20 protein-coding genes are annotated in these 26,424 nt (G+C 72.9%); 12 read left to right on the forward strand and 8 right to left on the reverse strand.

Going from position 1 to position 26,424, the window contains the following annotated elements; translation table 11 throughout:
- Window positions 1-108: 108 nt before the first annotated feature.
- A complete protein-coding gene (locus C5N14_RS19075) occupies window positions 109-2,196 on the forward strand; it encodes an alpha-1,4-glucan--maltose-1-phosphate maltosyltransferase (protein ID WP_117669468.1) in 2,088 nt (695 codons plus the stop codon).
- On the forward strand, window positions 2,184-4,286 hold the full coding sequence (gene glgB / locus C5N14_RS19080; RefSeq protein WP_117669469.1) for a 1,4-alpha-glucan branching protein GlgB: 2,103 nt from the start codon (window positions 2,184-2,186) through the stop codon (window positions 4,284-4,286). The genes C5N14_RS19075 and glgB overlap by 13 nt, the downstream gene beginning before the upstream one ends.
- 82 nt (window positions 4,287-4,368) lie before the next feature.
- On the opposite strand, the gene C5N14_RS19085 is transcribed toward glgB, so the two are convergent.
- The 3 genes from C5N14_RS19085 to C5N14_RS19095 all read right to left on the reverse strand — a co-directional run bounded on the left by C5N14_RS19085 (window position 4,369) and on the right by C5N14_RS19095 (window position 7,277).
- Entirely contained in the window at window positions 4,369-4,917 is a 549-nt protein-coding gene (locus C5N14_RS19085) for a dihydrofolate reductase family protein (protein ID WP_117669470.1), read from the reverse strand.
- Between the two features lie 408 nt (window positions 4,918-5,325).
- Window positions 5,326-6,663 (reverse strand): peptidase C39 family protein, encoded by a 1,338-nt coding sequence (locus C5N14_RS19090; RefSeq protein ID WP_117669471.1) that lies wholly within the window; start codon window positions 6,661-6,663, stop codon window positions 5,326-5,328.
- Window positions 6,664-6,929: 266 nt separating this feature from the next.
- Window positions 6,930-7,277 (reverse strand): VOC family protein, encoded by a 348-nt coding sequence (locus tag C5N14_RS19095; RefSeq protein ID WP_117669472.1) that lies wholly within the window; start codon window positions 7,275-7,277, stop codon window positions 6,930-6,932.
- A gap of 648 nt (window positions 7,278-7,925) precedes the next feature.
- On the opposite strand from C5N14_RS19095, the gene C5N14_RS19100 reads away from it, so the two are divergent.
- Together C5N14_RS19100 and C5N14_RS19105 are read left to right on the forward strand one after the other, a co-directional pair.
- Window positions 7,926-8,816 carry a hypothetical protein gene (locus C5N14_RS19100; RefSeq protein WP_128763607.1) on the forward strand — a complete coding sequence of 297 codons (891 nt, stop codon included), beginning with the start codon at window positions 7,926-7,928 and terminating at the stop codon, window positions 8,814-8,816.
- Window positions 8,817-8,887: 71 nt separating this feature from the next.
- Window positions 8,888-9,304 carry a hypothetical protein gene (locus C5N14_RS19105; protein ID WP_117669474.1) on the forward strand — a complete coding sequence of 139 codons (417 nt, stop codon included), beginning with the start codon at window positions 8,888-8,890 and terminating at the stop codon, window positions 9,302-9,304.
- A 71-nt stretch (window positions 9,305-9,375) separates the two neighbouring features.
- Here C5N14_RS19105 and C5N14_RS19110 read toward each other — a convergent pair whose 3' ends face one another.
- Window positions 9,376-11,220 carry a family 10 glycosylhydrolase gene (locus C5N14_RS19110; protein WP_117669558.1) on the reverse strand — a complete coding sequence of 615 codons (1,845 nt, stop codon included), beginning with the start codon at window positions 11,218-11,220 and terminating at the stop codon, window positions 9,376-9,378.
- A 318-nt stretch (window positions 11,221-11,538) separates the two neighbouring features.
- On the opposite strand from C5N14_RS19110, the gene C5N14_RS33805 reads away from it, so the two are divergent.
- A complete protein-coding gene (locus C5N14_RS33805; protein ID WP_128763608.1) occupies window positions 11,539-12,879 on the forward strand; it encodes a hypothetical protein in 1,341 nt (446 codons plus the stop codon).
- A 168-nt stretch (window positions 12,880-13,047) separates the two neighbouring features.
- On the opposite strand, the gene C5N14_RS19125 is transcribed toward C5N14_RS33805, so the two are convergent.
- Window positions 13,048-14,088: an App1 family protein gene (locus C5N14_RS19125; RefSeq protein ID WP_243639772.1), complete on the reverse strand. Its 1,041-nt coding sequence runs from the start codon at window positions 14,086-14,088 to the stop codon at window positions 13,048-13,050.
- A gap of 129 nt (window positions 14,089-14,217) precedes the next feature.
- Between C5N14_RS19125 and C5N14_RS19130 the strand changes: the two genes are divergently transcribed.
- The 4 genes from C5N14_RS19130 to C5N14_RS19145 all read left to right on the forward strand — a co-directional run bounded on the left by C5N14_RS19130 (window position 14,218) and on the right by C5N14_RS19145 (window position 18,571).
- Complete coding sequence (locus C5N14_RS19130; protein ID WP_165878153.1) at window positions 14,218-15,870, forward strand: glycosyltransferase family 39 protein; 1,653 nt, start codon at window positions 14,218-14,220, stop codon at window positions 15,868-15,870.
- Between the two features lie 66 nt (window positions 15,871-15,936).
- Window positions 15,937-16,734 (forward strand): peroxide stress protein YaaA, encoded by a 798-nt coding sequence (gene yaaA, locus C5N14_RS19135; protein ID WP_117669479.1) that lies wholly within the window; start codon window positions 15,937-15,939, stop codon window positions 16,732-16,734.
- A gap of 131 nt (window positions 16,735-16,865) precedes the next feature.
- Window positions 16,866-17,558: a hypothetical protein gene (locus C5N14_RS19140; protein WP_117669480.1), complete on the forward strand. Its 693-nt coding sequence runs from the start codon at window positions 16,866-16,868 to the stop codon at window positions 17,556-17,558.
- Between the two features lie 56 nt (window positions 17,559-17,614).
- Window positions 17,615-18,571 (forward strand): TAXI family TRAP transporter solute-binding subunit, encoded by a 957-nt coding sequence (locus C5N14_RS19145; RefSeq protein WP_117669559.1) that lies wholly within the window; start codon window positions 17,615-17,617, stop codon window positions 18,569-18,571.
- 3 nt (window positions 18,572-18,574) lie between these two features.
- On the opposite strand, the gene C5N14_RS19150 is transcribed toward C5N14_RS19145, so the two are convergent.
- Window positions 18,575-20,062, reverse strand: coding sequence for a HAMP domain-containing sensor histidine kinase (locus tag C5N14_RS19150; protein ID WP_117669481.1), 1,488 nt, complete (start codon window positions 20,060-20,062; stop codon window positions 18,575-18,577).
- A gap of 7 nt (window positions 20,063-20,069) precedes the next feature.
- Window positions 20,070-20,726, reverse strand: coding sequence for a response regulator transcription factor (locus C5N14_RS19155; RefSeq protein WP_117669482.1), 657 nt, complete (start codon window positions 20,724-20,726; stop codon window positions 20,070-20,072).
- A 155-nt stretch (window positions 20,727-20,881) separates the two neighbouring features.
- Here C5N14_RS19155 and C5N14_RS19160 point away from each other — a divergent pair, with 155 nt between their 5' ends.
- Together C5N14_RS19160 and C5N14_RS19165 are read left to right on the forward strand one after the other, a co-directional pair.
- Window positions 20,882-21,220, forward strand: coding sequence for a DUF952 domain-containing protein (locus C5N14_RS19160; protein ID WP_117669483.1), 339 nt, complete (start codon window positions 20,882-20,884; stop codon window positions 21,218-21,220).
- 158 nt (window positions 21,221-21,378) lie between these two features.
- On the forward strand, window positions 21,379-21,918 hold the full coding sequence (locus C5N14_RS19165; RefSeq protein WP_117669484.1) for an acyltransferase: 540 nt from the start codon (window positions 21,379-21,381) through the stop codon (window positions 21,916-21,918).
- 60 nt (window positions 21,919-21,978) lie between these two features.
- On the opposite strand, the gene C5N14_RS19170 is transcribed toward C5N14_RS19165, so the two are convergent.
- Window positions 21,979-23,736 carry a CDP-glycerol glycerophosphotransferase family protein gene (locus tag C5N14_RS19170; protein WP_207892785.1) on the reverse strand — a complete coding sequence of 586 codons (1,758 nt, stop codon included), beginning with the start codon at window positions 23,734-23,736 and terminating at the stop codon, window positions 21,979-21,981.
- 512 nt (window positions 23,737-24,248) lie between these two features.
- Here C5N14_RS19170 and C5N14_RS19175 point away from each other — a divergent pair.
- A complete protein-coding gene (locus C5N14_RS19175; RefSeq protein ID WP_128763609.1) occupies window positions 24,249-26,327 on the forward strand; it encodes a DUF6541 family protein in 2,079 nt (692 codons plus the stop codon).
- Window positions 26,328-26,424 lie beyond the last annotated feature (97 nt).

A 26,424-nucleotide genomic window follows, 5' to 3' on the forward strand; every position in this document is an offset into this window, starting at 1 on the left:
CACGCCGACCCGTTTCTCCCTCATCAGCAGACGATCATGAGACCCGCCGCGCCGGCCTCGCCTACGCTTGGCCGCGCGCGAGGCGATCTCGCACAGTAGGTTGGCGGGGTGACTGGACGGTTTCCGATCGAAGACGTCTCCCCCGTCGTCTCCTGCGGTCGCTACCCGGCCAAGGCGGTGGTCGGCGAGGCGGTGCCCGTGTCGGCCCGCGCCTACCGGGAGGGGCACGACGCGCTGGGCTGCAACGTGGTCTGGCTCGGCCCCGACGGCCGGGCCCGGCCGTTCACCCGGATGCGCCCCGGCGAGCCCGGGCAGGACCGCTGGCACGCCACCATCCGCCCGGACGCCGTCGGCGCGTGGACCTTCGCCGTCGAGGCGTTCCAGGATCCGTACCTGACCTGGCAGAACGCCGTGACCAAGAAGGTCGCCGCCGGCCAGGGCGCGGCGGAGCTGGCCAACGACCTGGCCGAGGGCGCGCGGGTGCTGACGGCGGCCGTGGGCCTCGTCCCGGCCGGTGACGCCGACCGGGTGACGGCGGCGGTGGCGGCGCTGCGCGACGAGCGGCTGGAGCTGCCCCGGCGGGTCGCCCCGGCCCTGGAGCTGGCCGACCTGCTCTGGGCGCACCCGGTGCGCGAGCTGGTCACCACCGGCGAGGAGCACCGGCTCTGGGTGGACCGCCCCCGGGCGCTCTTCTCCGCCTGGTACGAGTTCTTCCCCCGCTCGGAGGGGGCGGTCCCGGCGACCGCCGATGCCCCGGCCCGCTCCGGCACCTTCGTCACCGCCATGGACCGGCTGCCCGGGGTCGCGGCGATGGGCTTCGACGTGCTCTACCTGCCGCCGATCCACCCGATCGGCCGGGTCAACCGCAAGGGCCGCAACAACACGCTCACCGCCGGCCCGGACGACGTCGGCTCGCCGTGGGCGATCGGCGCGGCCGAGGGCGGCCACGACGCCCTCCACCCCGACCTGGGTACGCCGGCGGACTTCCGCGACTTCGTCGCCGCCGCCGCCGAGCAGGGCCTGGAGGTGGCGATGGACCTGGCGTTGCAGTGCGCGCCGGACCACCCGTGGGTGACCGAGCACCCGGAGTGGTTCACCACCCGGGCCGACGGCAGCATCGCGTACGCGGAGAACCCGCCGAAGCAGTACCAGGACATCTACCCGCTGAACTTCGACAACGACCCCGAGGGCATCCGGGCGGAGATCCTGCGGGTGGTGCTGCACTGGGTCGGCGAGGGCATCCGGATCTTCCGGGTGGACAACCCGCACACCAAGCCGTTCGACTTCTGGCACTGGCTGATCTGGGAGGTCAAGCGGGTCGACCCGGACGTGCTGTTCCTGGCCGAGGCGTTCACCCGGCCGGCGATCATGCACGGGCTCGGCAAGATCGGCTTCACCCAGTCGTACACCTATTTCACCTGGCGCACCTCGCCGGCGCAGATGCGGGAGTACTGCGCGGAGTTGGTCGCCTCGGTCGACCACATGCGGCCGAACTTCTGGCCGAACACGCCGGACATCCTGCACGAGACGTTGCAGCACGGCGGCCCGCCGATGTTCAAGATCCGGGCGGTGCTGGCCGCGCTGCTCTCCCCCTCCTGGGGCATGTACGCCGGCTACGAGCTGTTCGAGCACACCGCCCGCCCCGGCGCGGAGGAGTACCTGGACAACGAGAAGTTCGAGCTGCGCCCCCGGGACTGGGCGGGCGCGCAGGAGCAGGGGCGCTCCCTGGCCCCGTTCGTCGCCACCCTCAACCGGGTCCGGCGCGACAATCCGGCCCTGCACCGGCTGCGCAACCTGGTCTTCCACGACATCGACAACCCGGCGCTGCTGTGCTGGTCCAAGCGCGACCCGGAGACCGGCAACACGGTGGTCGTGGTCTGCTCGTTCGACTCGCAGGCCGTGCAGTGGGGCAACACCACCCTGGACATGCCGGCGCTGGGCCTCGACTGGCACGAACGGTTCACCGTGTACGACGAGCTGACCGGTGCCAGCTACGACTGGGGGCAGCACAACGCGGTCCGGCTCGACCCGTACCTGCAACCCGCGCACGTGTTCACGGTGCGCCGGCCGGTCCCCCCGCCGCCGGTGCGGCCGGCCGCGCCCGACCTGACCGTGCGGGACGTGCCCGCCGACCTCTCCGGGGGCACCGCCCCCGCCGCTGCGGCTGACAAGGACGACGCACGATGGACGAGCTGATCGCCGGTGCGGCACACGACCCGCACGCCGTGCTCGGCGCGCACCCCGCCGACGGGCGCACCACCATCCGCACCATGCGCCGGGGCGCTCGGGCGGTGAGCGTGCTCGTCGGCGACGAGCGACACCAGACGACCCGGGTGCACGACGTCGGCGTCTTCGAGGCCGTCCTGCCCGGTGAGGTGCTCGACTACCGGGTCGAGGTCGACGGCGCGGTGCACGACGACCCGTACCGCCACCCGCCCACCCTCGGCGAGCTGGACCTGCACCTGATCGGCGAGGGCCGGCACGAGCGGCTGTGGGAGGCGCTCGGCGCCCGGGTCCGCGACGGGGGTGTGGCGTTCGCGGTGTGGGCGCCCAACGCGCGCGGCGTGCGGGTGGTCGGCGACTTCACCGGCTGGGGCCCGGACGACGGCTGGCCGATGCGCTCGCTGGGCTCCAGCGGGGTGTGGGAGATCTTCGTCCCCGACGCGCCGGTCGGGGCGAGGTACAAGTACCGGGTGCTGGGCGCCGACGGGCACTGGCGGGACAAGGCCGACCCGCTGGCCGCGTACGCGGAGGTGCCGCCGGCCACCGCGTCGGTGGTGCACCGCTCGACGTACGAGTGGAACGACGCCGACTGGCTGGCGCGACGCGCGCGGCGGCAGCCGCACCAGGAGCCGATGAGCGTGTACGAGGTGCACCTCGGCTCGTGGCGGCCCGGCCTCGGCTACCGGGAGCTGGCCGAGCAGCTCACCGCGTACGTCACCGAGCTGGGCTTCACCCATGTGGAGTTCATGCCGGTGATGGAGCACCCGTTCGGCGGCTCCTGGGGCTACCAGGTGACCGGCTACTACGCGCCGACCTCCCGGTTCGGCAACCCGGACGACTTCCGGCACCTGGTCGACACCCTGCACGCCGCCGGGATCGGGGTGATCCTGGACTGGGTGCCGGCGCACTTCCCCAAGGACGAGTGGGCGTTGGCCCGGTTCGACGGCACCCCGCTGTACGAGCACCCCGACCCGCGCCGGGGCGAGCACCCCGACTGGGGCACGTACGTGTTCGACTTCGGCCGCCGCGAGGTGCGCAACTTCCTGGTCGCCAACGCGCTGTACTGGTGCGACCAGTTCCACGTCGACGGGCTGCGGGTCGACGCCGTCGCCTCGATGCTCTACCTGGACTACTCCCGCCCCGAGGGCCAGTGGGTCCCCAACCAGCACGGCGGCCGGGAGAACCTGGAGGCGATCGCCTTCATGCAGGAGGTCAACGCCACCGTCTACAAGCGGCACGCCGGGGTGGTACTGGTCGCCGAGGAGTCGACGGCCTGGCCGGGCGTCACCCGGTCCACGGCCGGCGGCGGGCTGGGCTTCGGCTTCAAGTGGAACATGGGCTGGATGCACGACACCCTGCTCTACACCTCGAAGGACCCGATCTACCGGCAACACCACCACCACCAGCTCACCTTCTCCCTGGCGTACGCGTGGAGCGAGAACTACGTGCTGCCGATCAGCCACGACGAGGTGGTGCACGGCAAGGGCTCCCTCGCGGCCAAGATGCCCGGCGACACCTGGCAGCGGCTGGCCAACGTACGGGCGCTGCTGGCGTACATGTGGGCGCACCCGGGCAAGCAGCTCCTGTTCATGGGCTGCGAGCTGGCCGACGACCGGGAGTGGAGCGAGGAGCGCGGCCTCGACTGGTACCTGCTGCACGACCCGGCGCGGGCCGGCGTGCAACGCCTCGTCGGCGACCTGAACCGCGTCTACCGGGACACCCCCGCGCTGTGGGCGCAGGACACCGAGCCGGCCGGGTTCCGCTGGATCGCCGGCGACGACGTCACCCACAACACGGTGTCGTTCGTGCGGATCGCCCCGGACGGCGCGACGCTGGTCTGCGTGGCGAACTTCTCCGCCGTGCCGCTGGAGGACTACCGGATCGGGCTGCCCGCCGCCGGCACCTGGACGGAGGTGCTCAACACCGACGCCCACCACTACGGCGGGTCCGGGGTGGGCAACCTGGGCGAGGTGCACGCGCAGGACGTGCCGTGGCACGGCCTGCCGGCGTCCGTGGCGCTGCGGGTGCCGCCGCTCGGCGTCCTCTGGCTGCGCCGCGACTGAGCACCCGATGGCCTGCCTCGGGACGCCGCCGTTGTTCGGCTTGGTACCGGATGGTGCTGGGCGTTCCTAGCCAGCCCGATGGCTACCTTCTCGGCTCGTACCGCATCGCCACCGCCCCCGAGCCGAACTCCAGCCGGCTCACGAGCTTCAAGTCGACATGCTTCGATAGCCCCGCGAACAACGTCGGCCCGTGGCCCGCGAGCCTGGGCTGCACCACGAACTCGTACTCATCGATCAATCCCAGCTCTGCCAACGCCAGCGGGAGCTTCACACCTCCCACGAACAGTCCCTTGCCCGACTCCCGCTTGAGCCGCTGAACGGCCTTGCCCAGATCCCCGCGCACGAGTTCCGCGTTCCAATCGACCCGCTCCAGGGTGCTCGACACGACGTACTTCTTTGCCGCGTTGATCGTCTGAGCGAAGGGTTCCACCCAATCAGGTCTCGCTCCCGTCGGCGCCGGCGGCCGCCACGCTGATTCCATCATTTCGTACGTCACCCGGCCAAAGAGAAGCGCATCGGCCTGGTTGAGGTTCCCGACGTGGTGACGATGCAACTCTTCGTCCGCGGGGATTGCCCGATGATCGCAGCACCCGTCCAAAGTGACGTTGATGGAGTACCGAAGGGGTCGCACTTGGCAAGTGTACGGGGCACACGGGCAGGTGCCGCTTAAGGTAGGTGTGCCAGGCCAAGGCGTTGTTGTGGGCGGCGGACGGTGTATCGAACGCCGAGGTCTGTCTGTCCGTCGGTGGCGTAGCCGGTTCGCCGCGGAGGGAACCGCCGCAGAGGGGCGCAGCCGGGCGGGGCGCAGCCGTCCTTAGACCCGAGCTTCGAGTCGACGCTGCGTGACGTGGTCGGCCTGTACGTGAACCCGCCGGCGCTTTGCGCGCCGGCGGGTTCCCCGCAATTGGCAGTCGACCGTGAAGTCCCACCCCGATGGTGCCGGGGGGCCAGTGTCATTGCGTTGTCGCATTGCTCCTGGTCACGGCGTCGATGAGGTCGTTGGGGTGGCGGTTTGCACGTCTGGTGGTGCCGACCGTCGTTACCAGTTGGTGGAGTCCGTCACCTGCGGCCAGGCCACCCCGGTCGGCTTGACGAGGTAGACGATGCCGCCGGAGCTGCTGCTTGTGCCGCCGCTGGCCGTGGTCCGCTTGGTCCGCAGCCAGATCTGCTCGAACTGCGCCCGGGAGTAGATGTGCCGTACCGCGTCGTTGCTGGGTGAGGCCGGGTCGTTGGCGATCACGTCACCGGTGGCGGTGAAGCCGACTACCACCATCAGGTGCCCGGCGGTGCCGTAGCCCGCCCCGGTCAGCTCGCTGGCGAGGAAGGATTGACTGGTCACCACAGGGATGCCGGCGGCGATGAAGTGCTCGATCTCGTCGAGTGAGTGCAGCCGGGTCACCTTCGCCTCCAGCCCGGGAAAACTGGCCGCGTACGCGGTGTTGAACGGCCAGTTGCCGGTGCCCTTGTACTGGTAGTCGTAGGTCATCCGGGCGGCGTGGTCGACCGTCGGGTCCGCATAGCTGGGGTTCACCCAGGACGTGTCGGCGGCGGAGGGCTTCCGGCCCCAGTACTCGATCACCATTTCGACGGAGGTCGGCGAGCACCAGGCCTCACCGCCGCCGCCGTACTGGGTGTAATGGCCGGCGTGGACGTTCTGCGAGTAGCGCGGGACCGCCAGCTCGGTGCCCCAGGCGATGTGGCCGGCGCTGGGGGTGACGGTGAACCGGTCCGGCACGTTCGAGCTCATCGCGCCGACCGAGCGGACCAGCGGGGAAGCGGTCTGCGCCGGGTCGCGGTAGAGGGTCAGCCGGAGCTGGTACGCCCGCAGCAGCACCCCGGCACTCGCGTTGTCGATGGCGAAGGTGTCGGTCCAGATGCTGGACGTCCTGTCGCTCTGCCTGTCGACGCTGGTCCGTTTGACGTCGGCGTCGCTGGAGGCCCAGCGCCCCAGCACGTACCAGGGGGTGCGGGTGCCGGTGGTGTAGGTGCCCTGGAGTTCGACCTGGAGCCAGGTGCCGGCCGGGGTGTCGACGTTCCAGGAGGCGACCAGCTCGCTGGCGCCGAAGCCGACCTCGGTCAGCGGCGAGGTCCAGGTGCCGTACGCCCAGGTCCGCCTGATGCTGGTGTGCGGGTCCTTGTAGACGGTGGCGCCGACCGGGGTGCCGAGGGTGAGCCCGGCGGCGGTGACGGTAGTGCCGGCGGTGACGCCGGCTGACAGGGTGGTGCCGGACCAGCCCTGCCAGGTGATCTGCTCGTCGTGGGTGACCGTGCTGGCTCCGGCGGCCGACCTGGTGGCCCCTGCGGGGGCGGTGGTGCCGAGAAGGACGAGGGCGGTGGCACCCGCGAGGGCGACGGCGCGCAGCGGTGACATGGCCATGGCAGCTCCACAGGGGTGAGGCATCGTTGCCGTTCACTGTCCCGCTTGGAGGGAAGTTTCACCAGAGGTCTATGCATGGAAAATCATTGACGGCACGAGAATCCGGTCGGAATGAAGTTCCGTGAAGATCTACACCAAGCCCGGACCGGCACCGGGCCCGCCGCCATCGCCACACTCCGTAACAACCGCGATCGGCTACCACCGCACCAACGGCGGCGGGGAAAGAGTGGTCCGAGGTCACCACGCCTGCAGCGCGGAGCCGGTGATCATCCGGTCGTCGAGACGTCTCCGCCGATTCCGGTCTCGTTGCCGTCGCTGTCGTGGAAGACGTACTTCCAGACCGAGTCGTGCTTCTCAACGTCGACCGGCTCCAGGCCCCGTCCGGAGATCCTCGCAACCTCGGCGACTGGGTCGTCGACCCAAATCATGCTGACAGCTCCGCCGGCCCGGTCGGGATCCTGGATGATGTACACGTACCGATCCTCGGCCAACTGCCAGACCGCCTCGATCTCATTCGGATAGAAGGCCGGTTCAGCACCGAGCAGCCGCTTGTACCACTCCAGGGCGCTATCATAGTCGCGCACCGGGATGCCCGCAAACACTCCTACCGCCATGTCCGTCTCCTCAGTCGATGTCGAGCCCGACCGGTGCCGGGCCCTGAAGGACAGACCGGACCTGGCAGCGAAACCTAACGGGGTCGACCCGATCGCCTTCGGACGGGTCCCGCGCCCAGGTTACCCATTGCAGTGGCGGTGTGCGACGACCCAACGACCTCATCGACACCGCGACCAGGAGCAATCCGACTACGCAATGACCCTGGCGGGGCGACGCAGCAATCGTCCTGGACGAGCGGCGGTTCGCGCCGTACGAACCCGTAGGGTGCGCACGAACTTGACAGGGGAGGGCGGCGCCGGGCGGGAGTGCCGACACGGATGCCGGCGTCGTCGCCGATCCGCCGGTGACACCTGTAAGCCGCCTTTGCTCTGCTGCCCCCGGTGCAACGTGCGGGGGAGCGTGACGCTTCCGGCCTGCCCGCTCGTGCTGGCCTGCGACGTGAAGCGGCTGCACGGCTCGTGACGCGACGCGGGTGAGGATCAGAGCGACTATGTCCGTTCCCGCAGGCTGACCATCCCGTCACCAAACGCGGCAAACGCCTCGTCGGTATGCGCGGTACGTATACCGGCCCTGCACACAGCGCACTTGAATGGGTACGCTCGACGAGGCGCTACGGACGGAGCCACCCGCGGATGGCGAGGTTTCCCGTGACACACGCAACCTGTCCCCGCTGCGGCGGCCGGCTGGCCCGCGACAACGACAGTGGACGATGCGCCCCCTGCCAAGCCGCCGAGCGGAACCGGCTGAGTCAACCGCCGGTGGTGCCGGCCAACTTCTGGGAGCACGAGCCAGTACGGCGAGCGTTGGCCGCGCGGCACCTCGGGCGGGTGATCCGGGCCTTCCGCTGCCACCCCTACCACGGGCGTAACCCGCTGCCGCAGACCGCAGTCGCGGGATGGCTGGGCACGCAGACGAAGAACAGCCGGCCCACCAACCGACCGGCCCCCGGGACACCGCCGGACTGGCAACCCCCACCAGCCCCGGCAGATGCCGTCACCACGGCATCGGATGAAGGAGGTGGCACCACGGACCGCCGACAGTTCCACGCCCTCGCCGCCCTCGCGGGCATCGCCGCGACCGGCTCCCTCGACCTGCTCGCCACACCCACCAACACACCCAAGAACATCGACATGGAACAAGTACGCTTCGCCAGCTCGCTGGTCGACGATTTCCGTCGCGCCGACGCAGCCGTCAGAGCCGACCAGCTCTGCGACATCGCCATCCGAGTCCACGCCCACCTGACGTCCTGGGCCACGAAGGCCACCTACAGCCGAGAGGTCGGCGACGCCCTGCACACCGCACTCGCCGGACTCGCCTGCGAGGCCGCCTGGCTCACGATCGACGCCGAGCGACAGTCGGAGTCGAGGCCGTACCTCAACGAGGCGATCACACGAGCACGAATCGCCGACGACCCGCAGAGCGAAGTCACCGCATTGGACGGTCTCGCCCGGCTGCTTCGGGACGACCGGCCGCGAGAGTCGCTGCACTGCGCCGAAGCCGCCCTCCGGGTGTCCTCCGGCTGGCCACGCCCCGACTGACCACGCTGCTGCACCTGCGGAGGGCCCGCGCATACTCGGTCCTTGGCGATACGAGCGGATTCACCCGGGAGATGACGAAGGCGCGCCGCGAGTTCGAACGCGGCACTCATCAGGATGATCTGCCATTCCTTGGCTTCGTGACCGACCACGAGATGACTGGCGTCCAAGGCACGTCTTTCCTCGTCCTGGGCAACCCTGAACGCGCCGCCCAGTCCTTCCGCGCCATGACGATGGATCTCTCCCCATCGCACCGACGTAATCAGCTTTACTACACGACTCGGCTCGCGGAGGCGACATACAAACAGGGCGACGTGAACGAGGCAGCGCGCATCGGCATGAGCGTGCTGCCCGCCATCGGCCAGGTGAGCTCCGGGCGGGTGAGCCGTCACCTCGCGCAGCTCCGGTCGAACCTGGGACGGCCGCAAGGGTCGACGGCCACCACCCGCGAATTCGTCGACGCCTACGCGGCTGCTGCCGTTCGGCCGTAGGCACCCGGAAGGGCACCTACGGCCGAACAGACCGGTAAGGAATTGACCGTACGAGAAGTTTCTCTGTCGGCTCAGAGCCGGGTGATCCGTACGGCGTCGGCGACGACGTACCCCGACGTGCTGGTCCAGCGGCTGACCCCGACGATCTGGCGCGTACCCGCGACGAAGTCGTAGGTGCCCAGCACCCGCCACTGCCCGCCGCCGGTCCGCTGGTCGACCTTGGTCGTCACGGTCCCGTTGGCCGTCGCCACCAGGTACGGCGCGGCGCTGTTGTAGCCGGGGTCGGACGGGTACCAGACCTCGACCCGGTACGAGCCGGCGGCGGGCAGCGTCGCGCTGAACCAGGCCGGGTCGCTGACCGCCTGCGGGGTGACGAACCGGTAGTCGGCGCCGTACCGCGCGGAGGAGTACGACGACGTGCCCCAGGTGGCGGCGGCGGTGAAGCCGCCGACGGTGGCGTTGTCCACGATCACGCTGAACGTGCCGCCGGTGCCGGTGACCACCCGCGCGTTGCTGGCCGGGCTCTCGTGGTGCAGCCGGTCCAGGGCGGTCACCAGGTAGCGGTAGGTCGAGCCGGTCGCGGCGGTGGCGTCGACGAACGTCCCGGTGGTGCCCGAGGCACGGGCCGTGCCGAGCAGGTTACGGGCGTCGGTCAGGTCGCAGGGGTCGACCGCGCCGTCGCCGGGGAGCCGGTACACCGCGTACGCGGCCGTGCTACCGGTCGCGCCGCGCTGCCAGGTCAGGGTCACGCCGCCGGTGCCACGCACGGCAGAGGTGAGGGTCGGCGCGGCGGGCGCGACACCGCCCAGCCCGGCGGGCACCAGCGCCGGCCGGCGGTAGTGGTCGGCCGCCATCCGGGTGACGGCGCCGATCCGGTCGGCGCGGACGTCCTTGGCGCTGAAATGGATGTCGCCGGCGACCCGCGGGTAGACGCGGTTGGTTGTCAGGTGGTCGGTCAGTTCGGCCGGGTCCTGCCAGGCCGCGTCCTGCCCCGCCGCGCCGGCGCGGTAGGTGGCCTGCCCGACGAACAGTTGCACGTCGGTGCCGGTCACGGTCTCCGACCACCAGCGGACCAGCTCGGCGTAGTCGGCCGAAGGGTGGCCGATGTGCCAGTAGAGCTGCGGGGCGATGTAGTCGACCCAGCCCTGACGCACCCAGCGGCGGGTGTCGGCGTAGATCGCGTCGTACGACTGGAGGCCGGTGGTGCGCGAGCCGAGCGGGTCGGTGCCGGCGTTGCGCCAGATGCCGAACGGGCTCACGCCGAGCCTCACCCACGGCTTGACCGCCCGGATCCGGTCGTGCATCTCCTGGACCAGCAGGTTGACGTTGTTGCGCCGCCAGTCGGCGATGTCGCTGAAGCCGGCGCCGTACTGGGCGAAGGTGGCCTGGTCGGGGAAGGCCACCCCGCTGACCGGGTACGGGTAGAAGTAGTCGTCCCAGTGCACCGCGTCGATGTCGTAGCGGCGGACGGCGTCCATCATGGCGTCCTGCACGAAGGCGCGGACGGCGGGAATGCCGGGGTTGTAGTAGAGCTGGCCGTTGTAGGCAACGGCCCAGCCCGGGTTCTTGCGGGCCGGGTGGCTCGCCACGAGCTTGGTGAGATCGGTGTGGTTGGCGACCCGGTACGGGTTGAACCAGGCGTGGAACTCCAGGTTGCGGGCGTGCGCCTCGGCCACCATGAAGGCCAGCGGGTCGTAGCCGGGGTCACCGCCCTGGGTGCCGGTGAGCCAGTGCGACCAGGGCTCGTAGGTGGACGGCCAGAACGCGTCGGCGGTGGGGCGGATCTGCACGACGACGGCGTTCATCCGCCGCTGCTGGGCCAGGTCGAGCCAGCCCCGGTACTCCGCCTGCTGGGCGGCCGGGGTGAGCCCGGTGCGGCTGGGCCAGTCGATGTTGGCGACGCTCGCGATCCACATGCCGCGGAGCTGCCGTTTCGGGGTGGCCGGATCGGTCACGCAGGCCGCCTGGGCGGCCACCGGCACGGTGTCCGGCGTGGCGGGCGGGGAGGCGGTGGCACCCGTGGGGACGGCCACGCCGAGCGCCAGCGCCACCGTCAGCGCCGCGCCGGAAAGGAATCGACCATAATCTCTGCGCACGAAAAGAATGTTCGATGCTGCCGGTCTGTTGCGCAAGTATCCTTCACAACTTTCACCGACCGGGGTCAGGTGGTTCACTGGTGCGACCACCGAACGAGGTCAACACGTCACTCGGACTCGTACCTGGGAGGAACCTTCGTGCCCGCAAGCATCCCTCGGGAGAGAACGTCCAGGATCAGGGTCATCGCGGCCGGCATCGGCGTCGGCCTCGTCACGGCCGGAGGGGCCACCTCACTTCCCGCCGGGCCGGCGGTAGCGGCAGCGCGCTCGGCCCTCGCCGTCAACCTCGACTCCACCCCGCCCGGGGCACCCACCGTCTCCCACCCGGGAGACCTGACCACGACGGTGCACGTGCCGGCGACCTTCACCGTCGCCAAGAGCGCCACCGGCGACACCCCGAGCCAGTACGTCTACCAACTCAATGCCGGCCCGCCGGCCAATGTCGCGGCGGACGGCCAGGGCAACGCCACCATCGTGATCGCACCCACCCGATTCACCAACACCCTCACCGTGACCGGCGTCTCCGGCGGAAGCTTCGGCGAGTCCACCAACGTCACGTTCAACTCGAACCCCGCTCCCCCCGCCGTCGACGGCGACATGACCGGAGACGGGGCCGCCGACCTGCTCATCGTGGGCGCGGCGCACGGCCTGCCCTCCGGGCTCTGGCTGGCCCCCGGCAACACCGCCGGCTCCGCTCTCCCCGCGACCGACATCGGCGCCCTGGGCAACGGGGTCGGGAACAACACCTCCGCCGACTTCGACGGGGCGCAGGTCCTCACCGGCCGGTTCACCGGCACCGGGGTCCAGGACGTCCTCGTCTACTACCCCGCCGGCGTCAATCCAGGCGGCGCCAGCGTCCTGGCCGCCAACGGCGACGGCTCTGTCCTCCAGAGCCACCTCAGCGGCAACCAGTTCAGCATCTACTCCGGCCAACTCCTCGACCCCGACGGCAACATACCCCTCCAGTTGGCCAACGCCGGCGACACCCGCCGCATCGACGCCCCGGTCCCCGACCTCATCGGCATCAGCGGCAACGCCACCACCGGCCATCACCTGACCTATTACCCCAGCCTCGGTGCGCCCGCCGCATACTTCGGCGTCTTCCACACCACCGCCCTCACCCCCACCGGCGGCACCGACTGGAACAACTGGACGATCGCCACCGCCCAGCTCACCGGCGGCACCGCCATGTTCCTGTGGAACCGCACCACCGGCGCCCTGCACCTGTGGACCGACCTCACGGTCGACCCCGACACCGGCGCACTCAGCTACACCCCCTACGCGCTGTCCACGTCCTGGAACACCGGCGCGAACCTCACCCTGCGCGCCGCCGACGTCGGCAACGACGGCACGCCCGACCTGTGGACCGTCGGCGCCGGTGGCAGCACCGTCCTCTGGCGGGTAACCAACCTCACCGCAGGCACCCCCGGCACCGGCACCCTCGCCGCCGACCCGGCCCGGACCTTGATCACCAATTAGTCCTGACAGCTCAACGGTGCCGGCGGCGTCGCCCGCGACACCGCCAGTCGTGCCCGTCCGGCCGGGTCCCGTCGGAGCGCGCGGGACCGAATACCACCCCGGATCTTCTGACCCGGGGCCGGTCTCGGCGCACGCCGGGACCGGCCCCGGCCGCCGTGCCGGGAAGGCTCAGACCAGGCCGGCTTCGCGCAGCAGCTTCCACAGCCCCGCGCCGTCGGGGGCGGCGAGCCACTTCTGCCCCACCGGCCCGGACGACGAACTGCCGGACGGGGCGGGCAGGCTACCGGCCAGCACCGACTGGGTGGGCGAGAGGCGGCGGATCGCCACCCCGGCCACGTTGTCCGGGTGCCCGGCGGCGAACTCCCGGTAGATCTCCGGGTCGTGCTGGCCGTCGTCGCCGATCAGCAGCCAGCGCACGTCGGGGAACTCGCGGGACAGCCGGGCCAGGGTGGCCCGCTTGTGCTCCCGGCCGCTGCGGAACCACCGGTCGGCCGTCGGCCCCCAGTCGGTGAGCAGCAGCGGCCCAGCCGGGTAGAGGTGCCGGGACAGGAACCGGGTCAGGGTCGGCGCGACGTTCCACGCGCCGGTGGACAGGTAGAGGACCGGGGCCCCGGGGTGGGCGGTGACCAGCCGCTCGTAGAGCACGGCCATGCCGGGCACCGCGGTGCGGGCGTGCTCGTCGAGGACGAAGGTGTTCCACGCGGCCAGCAGCGGACGGGGCAGCGCCGTCACCATGACCGTGTCGTCGATGTCGGAGAGGATGCCGAACCGGACGTTCGGATCGAGGACGCGGATCAGCGCCTCCACCGGCTCGGCGTCGGCGACGCTCAACCGCACCGACGACCAGCCGGGCGTCAGGTTGGCCTCGACCACGGTGTCGACGAAGCCGCTGCGGTCGGCCTTCGCCTCGTGCGTCACCCCGCCGGCCTCGACGGTGACCGTCACGTGCTTCGCGGGCAGGGTGGCGAAGCTGCGCCAGCCGCGCACCTTCTCCAGGCGCTGCCCGGACCGGGTGTCGGGGCGGCCGAGCAGCACCCGGCACAGCACGCGCGCCCAGCCGGGGGCGCCGTACCCGGCGTACGCGACAATGTTGGTCTGCCACCCGGTGCGCCGCAGCCGGCGCTCCACGAGGTTGTGCACGGCATCCTCGATCCGCGCGGCCCGGTGCAGGTTCGGAACGGCCAGTTCGCCGGCGGGTGTCGGTGGCACGCTGCAACCCTGCCACACCTCGGCGGAGACGGCCACGCAAGGCGAGGAGCTGCCGGCTCCGCCCGATTCGCCCCGCTTGCACCCGACACGTGACATACTCCGGTCGGGACGACGACGGGGGCGTTGGTCGTGTCGACACGTGTGCGACTCCATGGGCGACGGCGCCCGGCGCTCGACCGGCCGGCGCTGGTCGCGCTGCTGCTCGGGCTGGCCGGGTTCGGTTACCGGCTGCTCCTCACGCTGCTCACCGTGCCCGTGTCGAACAGCGACGAGGCGACCTTCGGGCTGGCCGCGCTGCACGTCGCCGCCGGCCGGGAGCACCCCGTCTTCCTGTACGGGCAGCGTTACATGGGAACGGCGGAGTCGTACCTGGCGGCCCCGCTGGTGGCCGTCGCCGGCCCGAGCTGGCCGGTGCTGCGGCTGCCGGTGCTGGCGCTCTGGGCGGTCTTCGTCTGGCTGATGTACCGGCTGACCCGCCGGATCTGCGCGCCGTGGCACGCCGTGCTGGTCGTCGGCCTGCTCGCGCTGGGCCCCGAGCGGGTGCTCCGGGACCAGTTGATGGCGGTGGGCGGGCGGCCCGAGGTGAAACCGGCGGTGGTGCTGATCCTGCTGGTCGCCGTGGGGCTGGCCGACGGGCGGGTCCGGGCCCGGCGGCTCGCGGTGGGCGCGGCCGGACTGGTGGCCGGGCTGGCCGTGTGGTCGGACTGGCTGATCGTGCCGTACCTGGCCGTGGCCGGGCTGCTGCTGGTCTGGGTGCTGCGCCGAGAGCTGTTCGGCTGGTCCGGGGCGCTGCTGGCGGCCGGGTTCGCCGTCGGGACGGCGCCGTTGATCGTCGACAACCTGCGCGCGCCGCCCGGGCAGGACTCGCTGTCGGTGCTGCGGCGGATCAGCACGGTGACCGGCGCGGCCCCGCCCCTGCTCGATCGGCTGCGCGGCGGGCTCCTGGAGGGGGTGCCGCTGGCCACCGGGCTCTGCCCGGCCGACGGCTGCGCCCGCTGGCAGCAGTGGTTCGGGCTGCTCTACCCGGCGCTGCTGGCCGCCGCCGGGGCGCTCGCCCTGGTCGCGTACCGGCGGGCCGCCGCCGGCTCCTCCACGACCGCGACCGCCGGCGACCGGGGTCGGCCGACCGCCGACCGGGCCGGACCGGCCGCGCAGCTCGCCCTGGTCGCGGGTGCCGCCCTCACCCTGGCGACGTACGTCCGCAGCCCGCTGGCCGCCACCGACCCGCTGAACAACGCCCGCTACCTGTCGGTGCTCCAACTCTCGCTGCCGGTGGTGCTGTGGCCGCTGTGGCTGGCGGCGGTCGGCGTCTGGAGGGGCACGGCGGGGGCCGCCGGCCGGCTGGCCGGCGCGTCGGCCACCGCCGCGCTGGCCGGGCTGACCGCCACCGCGGTGGTCGCCACCGGCCTGTTCGTCGCCGGCGTCGGCCCGGTGCGCGCCGAGGAGCGGCGGGCCCGGGAGCTGGCCGACACGGTCCACCGGGCCGGACTGCGCGCGGTGTACGGCGAATACTGGACCTGCAACCGGCTGGTCTTCAACACCGCCGAGGCGGTGCTCTGCGGGGTGCTCGACGAGGAGCTGACCCCGGGGCAGAACCGGTACGGGCCGTACTGGCGGCAGGTGGGGCAGGCCGACCGCCCCGGGTACGTGCTGGCGGCCGACGGCCCCGCCGACCGGCGGCTGCGGGAGCTGCTGGGCGCGCGCGCCGCACCGGCGCTGATCGCCGAGGTGGGTGGCTTTCGCGTGTACCACCCGGAGACGGCCGTGCGGCCGTGGCGCTGACCCGGGCCGTACGCTGGCCGGACCGGCGCGCGCCGGCGCGCCGCCGCACCGAGGAGTCGTACCGAGATGCTCATCCTGCTGCCGCCCTCGGAGGGGAAGGCCGACGCCGGCACGGGCCGGCGGCTGGACCCGGCCCGGCTGTCCCTGCCCGAGCTGGCCCCGGCCCGCGCGCGGGTGCTGGCGGAACTGGTCGGCCTCTGCGCCGGGCCGGACGAGGCGGCGGCCCTGGACGCGCTGGGGCTGACCCCGGGGTTGGCCGGTGAGCTGCGCCGCAACGCCCGGCTGGAGCGGGCGGCCACCGCCCCGGCGGGCCGGATCTACACCGGCGTGCTCTACGAGGCCCTCGACCTGGCGACGCTGCCCCCCACGGCACAGCGGGCGGCCCGCCGTTCGGTGCTGATCAGCTCCGGCCTGTGGGGGGCGGTGCGGCTCACCGACCGCATCCCGCCGTACCGGTGCCCGATCGGGGCGCGGCTGCCCGGGGTGGGGGCGCTGTCGGCGTACTGGCGGCGGGAGCTGGCCCCGGCGTTGGACGCGGCGGCCGGCGGCGGCGCGGTGCTGGACCTGCGCTCGGGCGCGTACGCGGCGACCTGGACGCCGCGCGGCGAGCTGGCCGCACGGACGGTGACGGTGCGGGTGCTGCACGAGCGGGACACCCCGGACGGGCCGGTCCGGTCGGTGGTCAGCCACTTCAACAAGGCGACCAAGGGCCGGCTGGTCCGCGACCTGCTCGTCGCCGGCGCCCGGCCGCGCCGGGCCGGCGAGCTGGTGACCGCGCTGCGGGACCTGAAGTACACGGTCCTGGAACAGCCGGTGACCGCCGGCCGGCCCCGGACGGTGGACCTCGTGGTGACGCAGTTGTGACAGATCGCGCACGGGACACGTCGTCGTCGGCTACTGTCGCAAGATTTCCTCAAGGCTCGCGGCCACGGCTACCACCGGACCGCCCGGGAGGCCACGGTTAGGGGATCCCCGACGCCGACAAGGAGACTGTGGTGGCCCCCGAACCCACGCTGCTCGACCGGCCTCGTCCTCGCGCGACCCCGGCCCCGCTGGACTGGCTGACCCTCGCCGACGCGTTCGAGGTGGCCTGTCTGCTGCGCTGCACCTCCGCGCCGGCCGCCCCGGCCGGGGCGGGACGCCGGCCCCCGGGCCCCACCCACATCGGCCCGGCCGCCGAGTTCAACCGGGAGGACGCGGCGCACCGGATGCGCCTGCTCCTCGCCCGGCTGGAGATCCCCGTCGGGCACGACGTGGCCACCGGCGGCCTGCGCCGCCGCTACGAGCTGCACCGGCTCCAGGTGCCCCGCGAGCACCGGGCGACGTACGCGACATTGGTCGAGATCGGCTGGCGGCAGGGCCGCCGGGAGCTGCTCGGCGGGCCCGTCCCGGGCGCGTCCACGGCCCGCCGGACGTGGCGTCCCCGGCTGGCCGCCTCGGCCTGGCGGGCTGCGCTGCTGGCCGGCGGCCGGCACGTGCGCCGGCACATCCTCGGGATCCGGCTGACCGACCGGGAGCTGGCCGCCGTGCTGGTCCGGGGCGCCGCCCTGCTGGAGGTGCCGGCGCTGCTACGGCCCGGCGCGGGCTGCTTCGTGGTCAGCGTGGCCGACGGCCCGGACCGGGACCGCATCCTGCACAGCGTCGCCCTGGACCCGGCGACCGGGCCGGGGGTGGCCGCGGTCGGCTGAGCGCGGCCGGCCGGCGGGCTTGCGCCGGGAGCGCCGCACGGCGCAGAGTGCACCGGGTGAGCCGAAGCTGGTCTGTGCCACCGCGCGCCGCCGGCGTGGCGGTGCTGCTGTTGGTGCTGGTGGCGGCGTGGCCCGGGCTCGCCGCCTGCCAGGATTCGCCGAGCGAGCCGATCCCGATCCGGATCGCCACCGGCAGCCCCACCGCCGTCTACCACGCGTTCGGCGAGTCGCTGGCCGCCATCCTGAACCGGGAACTGCCCGGGGTGCGGGCGAGCGTGGTGGTCACCGCCGCGTCGGCGGAGAACATGCGGCTGCTCGGCACGGGGGACGCCGAGCTGGGCTTCACCCAGGCCGACGTGCTTCCCACCGACCGGGAGGAGCAGCCACGGGTGCTGGCCGTGGCCCGGGTCTACGACGACCTGCTGCACCTGGTCACCAGGGCCGACGGCCCGGTCCGCTCGGTGGCCGACCTGCGCGGCCGGCGGGTCTCCGTGGGGGCGCCCGGCTCCGGCACCGAGGTGACCGCCACCCGGCTGCTGGAGGTCGCCCGACTGGGCGGCACCGCGGTCCGTAGGGAGCGGCTGGGGCTGGACGGCTCGGTCGCCGCGCTGCGCGTCGGGCGGATCGACGCCTTCTTCTTCTCCGGCGGGCTCCCGGTGCGCGGCGTCGAGGAGCTGGCCTCGGACAGCGCCACCCGGATCGTCGACCTGGGCGAGTGGACGGAGCCGCTGCGGCGCAGCTACCGGGAGGTCTACGTGTCCCGGGACATTCCCCGCTCGGTGTACCTGGTCGAGCCGGTGACCACCGTGGCGAACCCGAACTACCTGGTCGTCCGGGCCGACCTGCCGGCGCCGCTGGTCCGGGAGGTGACCCGGCTGCTGATGGAACGCCGGGCCGAGCTGGCCGCGGCGCATCCCGCGGCGGGCCGGATGAGCCCCCGCTCGGCGATCGCCACCGCCCCGCTGCCGCTGCATCCCGGGGCCGCCGACTGGTACCGGTCGAACAAGCCCTGACCGTCAGCCGGCCGGCGCAGCCGCCCCGCCGGCCGGCGGGGCGTCCCGGCCCGGCGCGGCCCCACCGGCCGGCCCGGCGGTGCCCCCCGGAAGCCGGGCGGGGGCGGGGGCGGCCTCGGTCTCCGGGGCGGCCGGGAACCAGAGGCCGGCCACCAGGCCACGCGGCTGCGCCGGGCGCATGGTGAGCCGACCGTCGGAGGCGTCGACCAGGACCGCGACGATGGTCAGCCCCAGCCCGGCGCCGTCGACGTTCTGCACCTCGGGAGCCCGCCAGAACCGTTCGGTGGCCTGGTCGAGCTGGTCGAGGGTCATGCCGGGGCCGGTGTCGCGGACCTCCAGGGCCACCCCGTCGTCGGCCGGCCCGACGTCCACGGTCACCTCGCCGCCCGCGCCGCTGAACTTGACCGCGTTGTCGATCAGCGCGTCCAGCGCCTGGTCCACGGCGGTCGGCACGGTCCGGGCGTACACCGGGCCGGCGACCGGGGCCAGGCGCAGGGCGACCGACCGGTGCCGGGCCAGCGGCTGCCAGGCGGCCACCCGGGACGCGGCGACCGCCGCGGCGTCCACGGTGACCCGCTCGTTCTCCTCGCGCTCGGCGCGGGCCAGGGTGAGCAGGGCGTCCAGCAGCAGGGCCAGCCGGTCGGTCTCCTCCAGCGCCAGCCGGTGCTCGGCCCGCCCCTGCGGGTCGGTCAGGCTCGGCCCCAGCTCCTCCACCCGCAGCCGCAGCGCGGTCAGCGGGTTGCGTAGCTGGTGGCTCGCGTGCGCGACGAAGGCCCGTTGCCGGTCCATCACGTCCGACACCACGTCGGCCATGTTGTTGAAGCTCACCGCCAGGCGGCGCAGCTCCGGCGGGCCCAGCCGGTGCTGCACCCGGGCCCCCCGGTCCCCCTCGGCGATCTCGTGGGTGACCGCGTCCAGCTCGGTCACCGGGCGCAGCACCCAGCCGGCCAGCCCGAACGCGGTCAGCACGCAGGCCAGCACGGCGAAGATGCCGGTCGCGGCGAGCAGCAGCCACCACGCGGTGACGGTACGCCGGACCCCGTCCGCCGGGCTGGCGATCACCACCGCCCCGAGCACCTCACCGCCGTCGTTGATGGGCACCGCCACCACGACCGGCCCGCCGGTCCACGGCCACACCGACTCCGGGACGCTGAACTGCTGCCCGGACAGCGCGTTGTCCAGCGCCGCCTCGGTGCCCGGCCCGACCTGCCAGCGGCGCGAGGCCACCACCGTTCGGCGGTCCCGGTCGACCACGGCCGCGCCGATGCCGTACAGCTCGTCGTAGCTGCTCAGCTCGCCCCCGATCGGGCCGGGGACGCCGCCGCGCAGCACCGGCCCGGCCAGCGAGGCGAACCGGGTCGCGTCGGCCAGCCGGTCGGCGCGCACCTCGTCGGTCTCCCGGGTGGCCAGGGTGGTGGCGAGCGGCGTCTCCAGCGCGATGAGCACCAGCACCATCAGCAGCAGGTAGCTGATGACCAACCGACGGCGCACCGGCGCCTCACTCCCCGCGCAGCCGGTAGCCGACCCCGCGGACCGTCTCCACCAGCCGGGAGTCGCCCAGCTTGCCGCGCAGCGACCCGATGTGCACCTCGACGGTGTGCCGGTCCGCCCAGGTGGTGCCCCACACGTCGAGCAGGATCCGGTCCCGGGGCACCGCCGCCCCGAGCTGCCGGGCCAGCGAGAGCAGGATGTCGAACTCCTTGCGGGTGAGGGTCACCTCCCGGTCGTGCACGCTGACCGTCCGACCGGCGACGTCGATGCGGACCGGGCCGGCCTGGATCACGTCCCGCTCCGGGGCGGCGTGCGCGGCCCGGCGCAGCACCGCCTCGATCCGGGCCTGGAGCTCGACCATCGAGAACGGCTTCACCACGTAGTCGTCGGCGCCCAGCCGCAGGCCGAGGACCCGGTCGCGCTCCTCGCCCCGGGCGGTGACCGCGATGATGCCGAGCTGGGCGCTGCGCCGGCGCAGCGCCCGGCACAGGTCGGTGCCGTCGCCGTCGGGCAGGGTCAGGTCGAGCAGCACGAGGTCGCAGGGCGCGGCGGACAGCGCCGCGGCGACGGTGGCGGCGTGCTCCACCTCGTAGCCGCGGCGGGTCAGGGCGGACGACAGGGCGGCGGCCACCCGTCGGTCGTCCTCGACCAGCAGGATGCGCAACCCGGACCTCCGTTCCTCGTACTCGACCGTCGAATGGTCCCAGAAGTGCCGCCCGGACGGGAGGGCCGGCCGGTCAGACCCTCCCCGTCGTCGGAGGACGCCCGGGCCGGGCCGGTCCCGGGCGGCGGGGGCCACGGTCGCCGTAGGCTGCCGGGGTGATCTACAAGCTGCTGGCCACGGCCGAGTGGGACGCCGCCCGGGACGCCGGGCACTTCGCCGGTTCGGCGGTGGACCGCCAGGACGGCTTCATCCACCTCTCCGCCGCCGACCAGCTCGTCGAGACGGCCCGGCGGCACTTCGCCGGCGCCACCGGGCTCACCCTGCTCGCGGTGGACCCGGCGGCGCTCGGCGCGGCGCTGCGCTGGGAGCCGTCCCGGGGCGGGGCGCCGTTCCCGCACCTGTACGGGACGCTGCCGGTGGCCGCCGTGACCGCGGCCCACCCGCTGCCGGCGGACGTCCCGGCCGCCGACGCGGTGGCGCGACTGCTCCGCTGAGGGATCGCTATGCTCACCCGAGTCCGCGCGCCGGCCGGGGTGAGCGCAGCCCGCCGGCGGGCGCGGCAGTCCGATCCGCTCGGGCGGCCGGCACCCGCCGCCGGCCCGACGCGGCCACCCGCCGGCGCGACGGCGCGCCCCGAGCGATGCGAGCAGCGATGACTGACACCACCGACCGATCCGACGTCTTCGTCCACCCGAGCGCAGACGTGGAGGAGGGTGCCCGGGTGGGCGACGGCACCAAGGTCTGGCACCTGGCCCACATCCGGTCCAGCGCCCGGGTCGGCGCCGGCTGCGTGATCGGTCGCAACGTGTACGTCGACGCCGGTGTCACCGTCGGCGACCTCGTGAAGATCCAGAACAACGTCTCGGTCTACCAGGGCGTGACCATCGAGGACGAGGTCTTCGTCGGCCCGTGCGCCGTGTTCACCAACGACTTCCGCCCCCGGGCGCAGAACCCGGACTGGACCATCACCCCGACGCTCGTGCGCCGGGGCGCGTCGATCGGCGCGAACGCCACCCTGGTCTGCGGGATCGAGGTCGGCGAGTACGCGATGGTCGCCGCCGGTTCGGTGGTCACCCGGGACGTCGCGCCGTACCAGCTGGTCGCCGGCAATCCCGCCCGCCCCAAGGGCTGGGTGGACGCCAAGGGCGAGGTCGTCTCCCGCGACGTGGACAACCCGCCGCGCCGCGACTGAGCGCCGGCACGGCGAAGGGGGACGGCGGGTGCCGTCCCCCTTCCTCGTGCGGCGGGCGGGTCAGCCGCAGAGCCGGCCGATCTCCTGCCGGAACCGCTCCATCGGGTTCGGCTCGTCGGGGCCGAGCAGGTAGATCTTCAGCTCGCGGCGCGCCTCGGTCATCGGGTCGTCGCCGGCCCGGGTCAGGGCGACGATCTTCTCCAGCTCGCCGCAGTCCTTCGAGAGCAGGTACGCCCCCCGCGAGGTGGGGAAGTTGCGCCGGAACTCGTCCTCCGGCAGCCCGCTCGGGTTGGCCACCACGTACGGGCGCTGGCTCTGCACGAAGTCCGAGACCACGCTGGAGATGTCGCTGACCAGCAGGTCGGTCTGGTTGAAGCAGTCGAACAGCGCCGGGGTGCGGCCGGTGACCACCAGGTGGGCGGTGCCGTCCAGCGAGGTGGCGTCGGGGTCGCCGCCCGCCGCCCGGATCGCCGCGACCACCCGCTCGTGCACGGCGCGGGCCTCCTTGGCCCGGGTGCCGGTCAGCGGGTGCGGCTTGTAGATCAGCCGCACCGCCGGCCGGGCCGCCAGCAGCCCCTTGACGATCCGCTCCCCCATCAGCACCAGCGAGGTGTGGTACGGATCGTCGTCGAGCCACCCCTCCCAGGTCGGGGCGTAGAGCACGGTGAACGGCCGGTCGACCGACTCCGCGCCGAAGGTGTGCACGCCGGCGAGCTGGGGGCGGCCGATCTCCACGATGTCGGCGTCGAGCACCCCGACGCCGGCCCGGGCGTACCGCTCCCGCCCGGCGAGGCCGGCCACCCACACCTCGTCGTACACCTTGCTGTACGGGTTGACGCTGGCCTGCTTGTCGCTGTCGCCGTGCCCGACGAAGACGTGCTTCATGCCCGGTTCGCGCAGCATGTGGATGTTGGCGCCGACGTTGGCCGCGTACAGGGTCGCCCGGACGCTGCCCAGCTCCAGGTTCATGAAGTCCACGCCGGCCGGCACGCAGATCACCGGCAGCCGGGTGTCGGCCAGCTCCGCGAACGCCTCCCGGCTGCGCATCAGCACCACCGCCCGCCGCTGGAGGGCCTCGGTCGGGGCGAGCCACATGTTGGCCTGGTAGACGTCCTTGGCCGGGCCGGCGAAGTAGACGGCCACCTCCGGACGGTGGGTGTCCAGCCACCGCTGCACGGCGGGCAGCAGCGGGCTCTGGCCGGTGCCCCGGCCGCGCAGCCAGGTCAGCGCGACGATGCCGCCGGCCACCGCCGCGGAGAGCGCGGCGGCGGCGCCGCCGGCCAGCATCGGCGCGGCGTCGCCCCAGGCGGCCGAGAGCAGCGCCGCCGGCACCAGCAGCACGTTGACCATGGCGAGCCGCTCACCGGCGACCCCGGCCGCCCACTGCGGCGGGCTCGGCGCCGAGCGCATGGGGCCGAGGTCGATGTTGCGCACCAGCGCGGAGACCGGGTTACGCCGGTCGATCATCGTGTTCAGCGCCCCGGCGAAGACCGAGATCACCCAGACCACCGCCGGGAGCAGGAGGACCAGGGTGAGCTGCGCCGCGGTGAGGTCCACCGTGGCGGCCACCAGCAGCACGGCCGACAGGTCCCGGGCCAACTGCCGGTAGCCGAGGCCGAGGCCGACCTTCTCCAACAGGACTTCCGACGGCTTGGACCATCGGGCGAGCGCGAACTCGCCCAATGCCGCCGCCGCGCCGGAGACGGCGAACACGGCGGTCCAGCCCAACGTTCCGGCGGCGAGCATGACCAGATAGGACAACAGGAGCAGGGCGCCGCGGGCAGCGACCCCCACCCGCTGGAGCAACGAGCCGAACAAGGATCAGTCTCCCTATGAAGTCAACGACGGGCGGAGCCCGTTGGCCGGCGGCACTACTGGGCCCATCCGATGAGCTTCCGGCGGCGGGCCATGGTCGTGTTCCCGCTCGGCGACACCTGACGGGCCTGTCCCGCAGTGCTCCGGGGAGCCCCGCCCGGGTTGACCGCGCGGTCGGACGGTCGCGGCCCTGACGGGAGGCGGTCCACCACCATTCAGGTCACGTGCCATCTCGGTTTCCTGGATCCAGTCTGTCATCGCCGGCAGCCGAAACGTCGTTGCGACCTTAACGCGAGGGATCGGCACGCCCTCGCTCGGGTTAACCCATGACTTTCCGACCCATCGTCGCGAAAACGGTCAGCCGCCCGCTGAGGGACGAACCGGCACAGCCGGGGACGCCGCCCCCGCATCCGTGGCGGAGGCGCTCGGTCGGCCGCACGTCGGTTCCAGCTCTTTCCGATAGTGTTGCCGCCGAAATCGGCGTCGGCGACTGCCCGCCGGAAGGGGAACCTGTGTTGACCAGTCTCGTCGCCCTGGCCGTGGCCGTCCTACCCGGGGCTCTGCTCGGTTTCGTCGTGCCGCCCGGGCGCTACCGCTGGGCGGTGTGGGCGACGGCGCCGGCGCTGACCCTCGGCCTGACCACGATCGCGATGGGGTGGCTGCCCAAGCTGGGACTGCCCGACAGCGCCTCGGCAGTGCTGGTGGTGGAACTGCTGCTGGCCGGCGCGGCGGTGCTGGTCTCCCGGCTGTTCGGCCGGGGCTGGCCCGCTCCCGCCGGGGGCCGGGAGACCGGGGCCGAGGACGGCGGGGCGGCTCCGGCGTCCGCGCGCCGCGCCGCACTGCTCGCCCGCCTCCGGCAGCGTCCGGCACGTCCCGGCTGGGCGGACGTGCTCGGTCTGGCGGTCCCGTCGGTGCTCAGCGTGGCGTACGGGTGGCTGCTGCTCGGCCGGCTCATCGCGCCCCCCGGCTGGGACGCGATGAACCACGGCTACTTCACCCGGCGCATCCTGGACACCGGCCACGCGGCAATCGAGTCGGCGTGCAGCACCGGCTCCACCGAGCCAGCGGTCGGCTGTTCCTTCTACCCGCTGGCCACGAACGTCGCCTGGGCGCAGGCCACGGAGCTGACCGGCGGTCGGATCAGTGTCGCGATGACCGCCTGGTCGATCCTGGTCGGGCCGCTCGCCCTGGTCGCCGGGGTGTACGCCTGCGTCCGGGTGCTCGGCGGCCGCCCGGTCGTCGCGGCCTGCGCAGCGCTCGCCCCCACCTTCCTCGGCCCGCTGTGGTACTCGGTGGTCACCGGCCGGATCACCCAGCAGACCGGTCCGGCCATGGCGGTCGGGATCGCCCTGCTCGGCGCGCTCGCGTTGCGCGGCCCGCACCCGGTGCGGCTCGGTCTGCTGGCCGGCCTGTCCGGGGCCGGGTTGATCATGTCGCACACCTACGACGTCCTCGTCGTCGCCGTGCTGGCGCTGAGCCTGCTGGTGCTGCTGCGCCACCCGTTCTCGGTCCGCCACGCGGCCGCCGGCGTGGTGGCTGCGGTGGTCGGCGGCATCGGCGCGTTGATACCGTTCATCAACGCATTGACCAGCGCCAACGGCGAACGCGAGCAGAACGAGCCCGCCCTGCTCGGCAAGTGGGGCGAGGCGTTCGAGTACTGGGTCACCGACCAGCAGCGTTACGCTCTGCTGGGCTTTCCACCCCCGGGGGGCGCGGACTACCAGCTCAGCGTGCCGGCCATCCGGGTCGGCCTGATCATCACCCTTGCCTGCCTGATCGCCTCCCCGCTCTGCCTGGTGTTCCGTCAGCTGCGCTGGGCCCGACCGTGGCTGTTCACCGGTGTCCTGTTCACCGCCGTCGGGGTGTGGACCACCAGCTCCGACTCGGCGCCCGCGATGTTCGTGTCCGGCCTCTGGTACGGCGTACGGGAGCGGTTGCGCTCGATGATCCTGCCGGTGTACGGCCTGCTGGCGGTGGCCGGAGCGGTGGCCATCGGCCTGGCGATCCAGTGGCTGGCGACCCGCCTGGTGACGCGGGCGAGAACGCTGCGTGGGTCGACCGTGCCGGCCGCGGTGGCCGCCTCGGTCCTGCTGGTCACGCTGAGCGTGCTCGCCGTGCTGCCGGAGACCTGGCACCCGATCCGGGGCGAGTTCAAGCGCCGCGCCCCGGTCGGCGAGAACTACGTCCGCACGTACGAGTGGTTGGCGGCGAACACGCCGCAGGGCAAGGTCGTGGCGTATGACCGGCACCGGCAGTTCATGACCTGGTCGTACGTGGACTACGGCACGCCGGTGCTGTTCGGGCTGCCTCCTCTGCCCGTCTTTGACGTACAGAACTACAAGCGCCGCTGGGACGCCTGGAACTGGTTGGTCGACAACGAGGCGGCCATCCCGGCGGGGTGCGAGGTGGACCGGTTCGGCGTCGAGTACGTGGTCGTCGGCGGTGGCCGGGTGCTACCGGGCGGCTGGGAGAAGCACTACACCCCGGCCCGGCTGGACGCCAGTGGCCGGGTGAAACTGGTCCAGAGGTTCGGGAGTATCAACATCTACCAGGTCACCGACGAGGGACGCGCCTGCGCCAACCCCGGCGGATGACCGGCCGGTGACCCCGGCCCGGCCGGGGTCACCGTCGCCACCCCAGACGTGCTGAAGGGCGTCGCCGACGTCGTCGGCGACGCCCTTCAGCGTGGGA

Source organism: Micromonospora sp. MW-13 (assembly GCF_003434305.1).
Lineage (GTDB): Bacteria > Actinomycetota > Actinomycetes > Mycobacteriales > Micromonosporaceae > Micromonospora.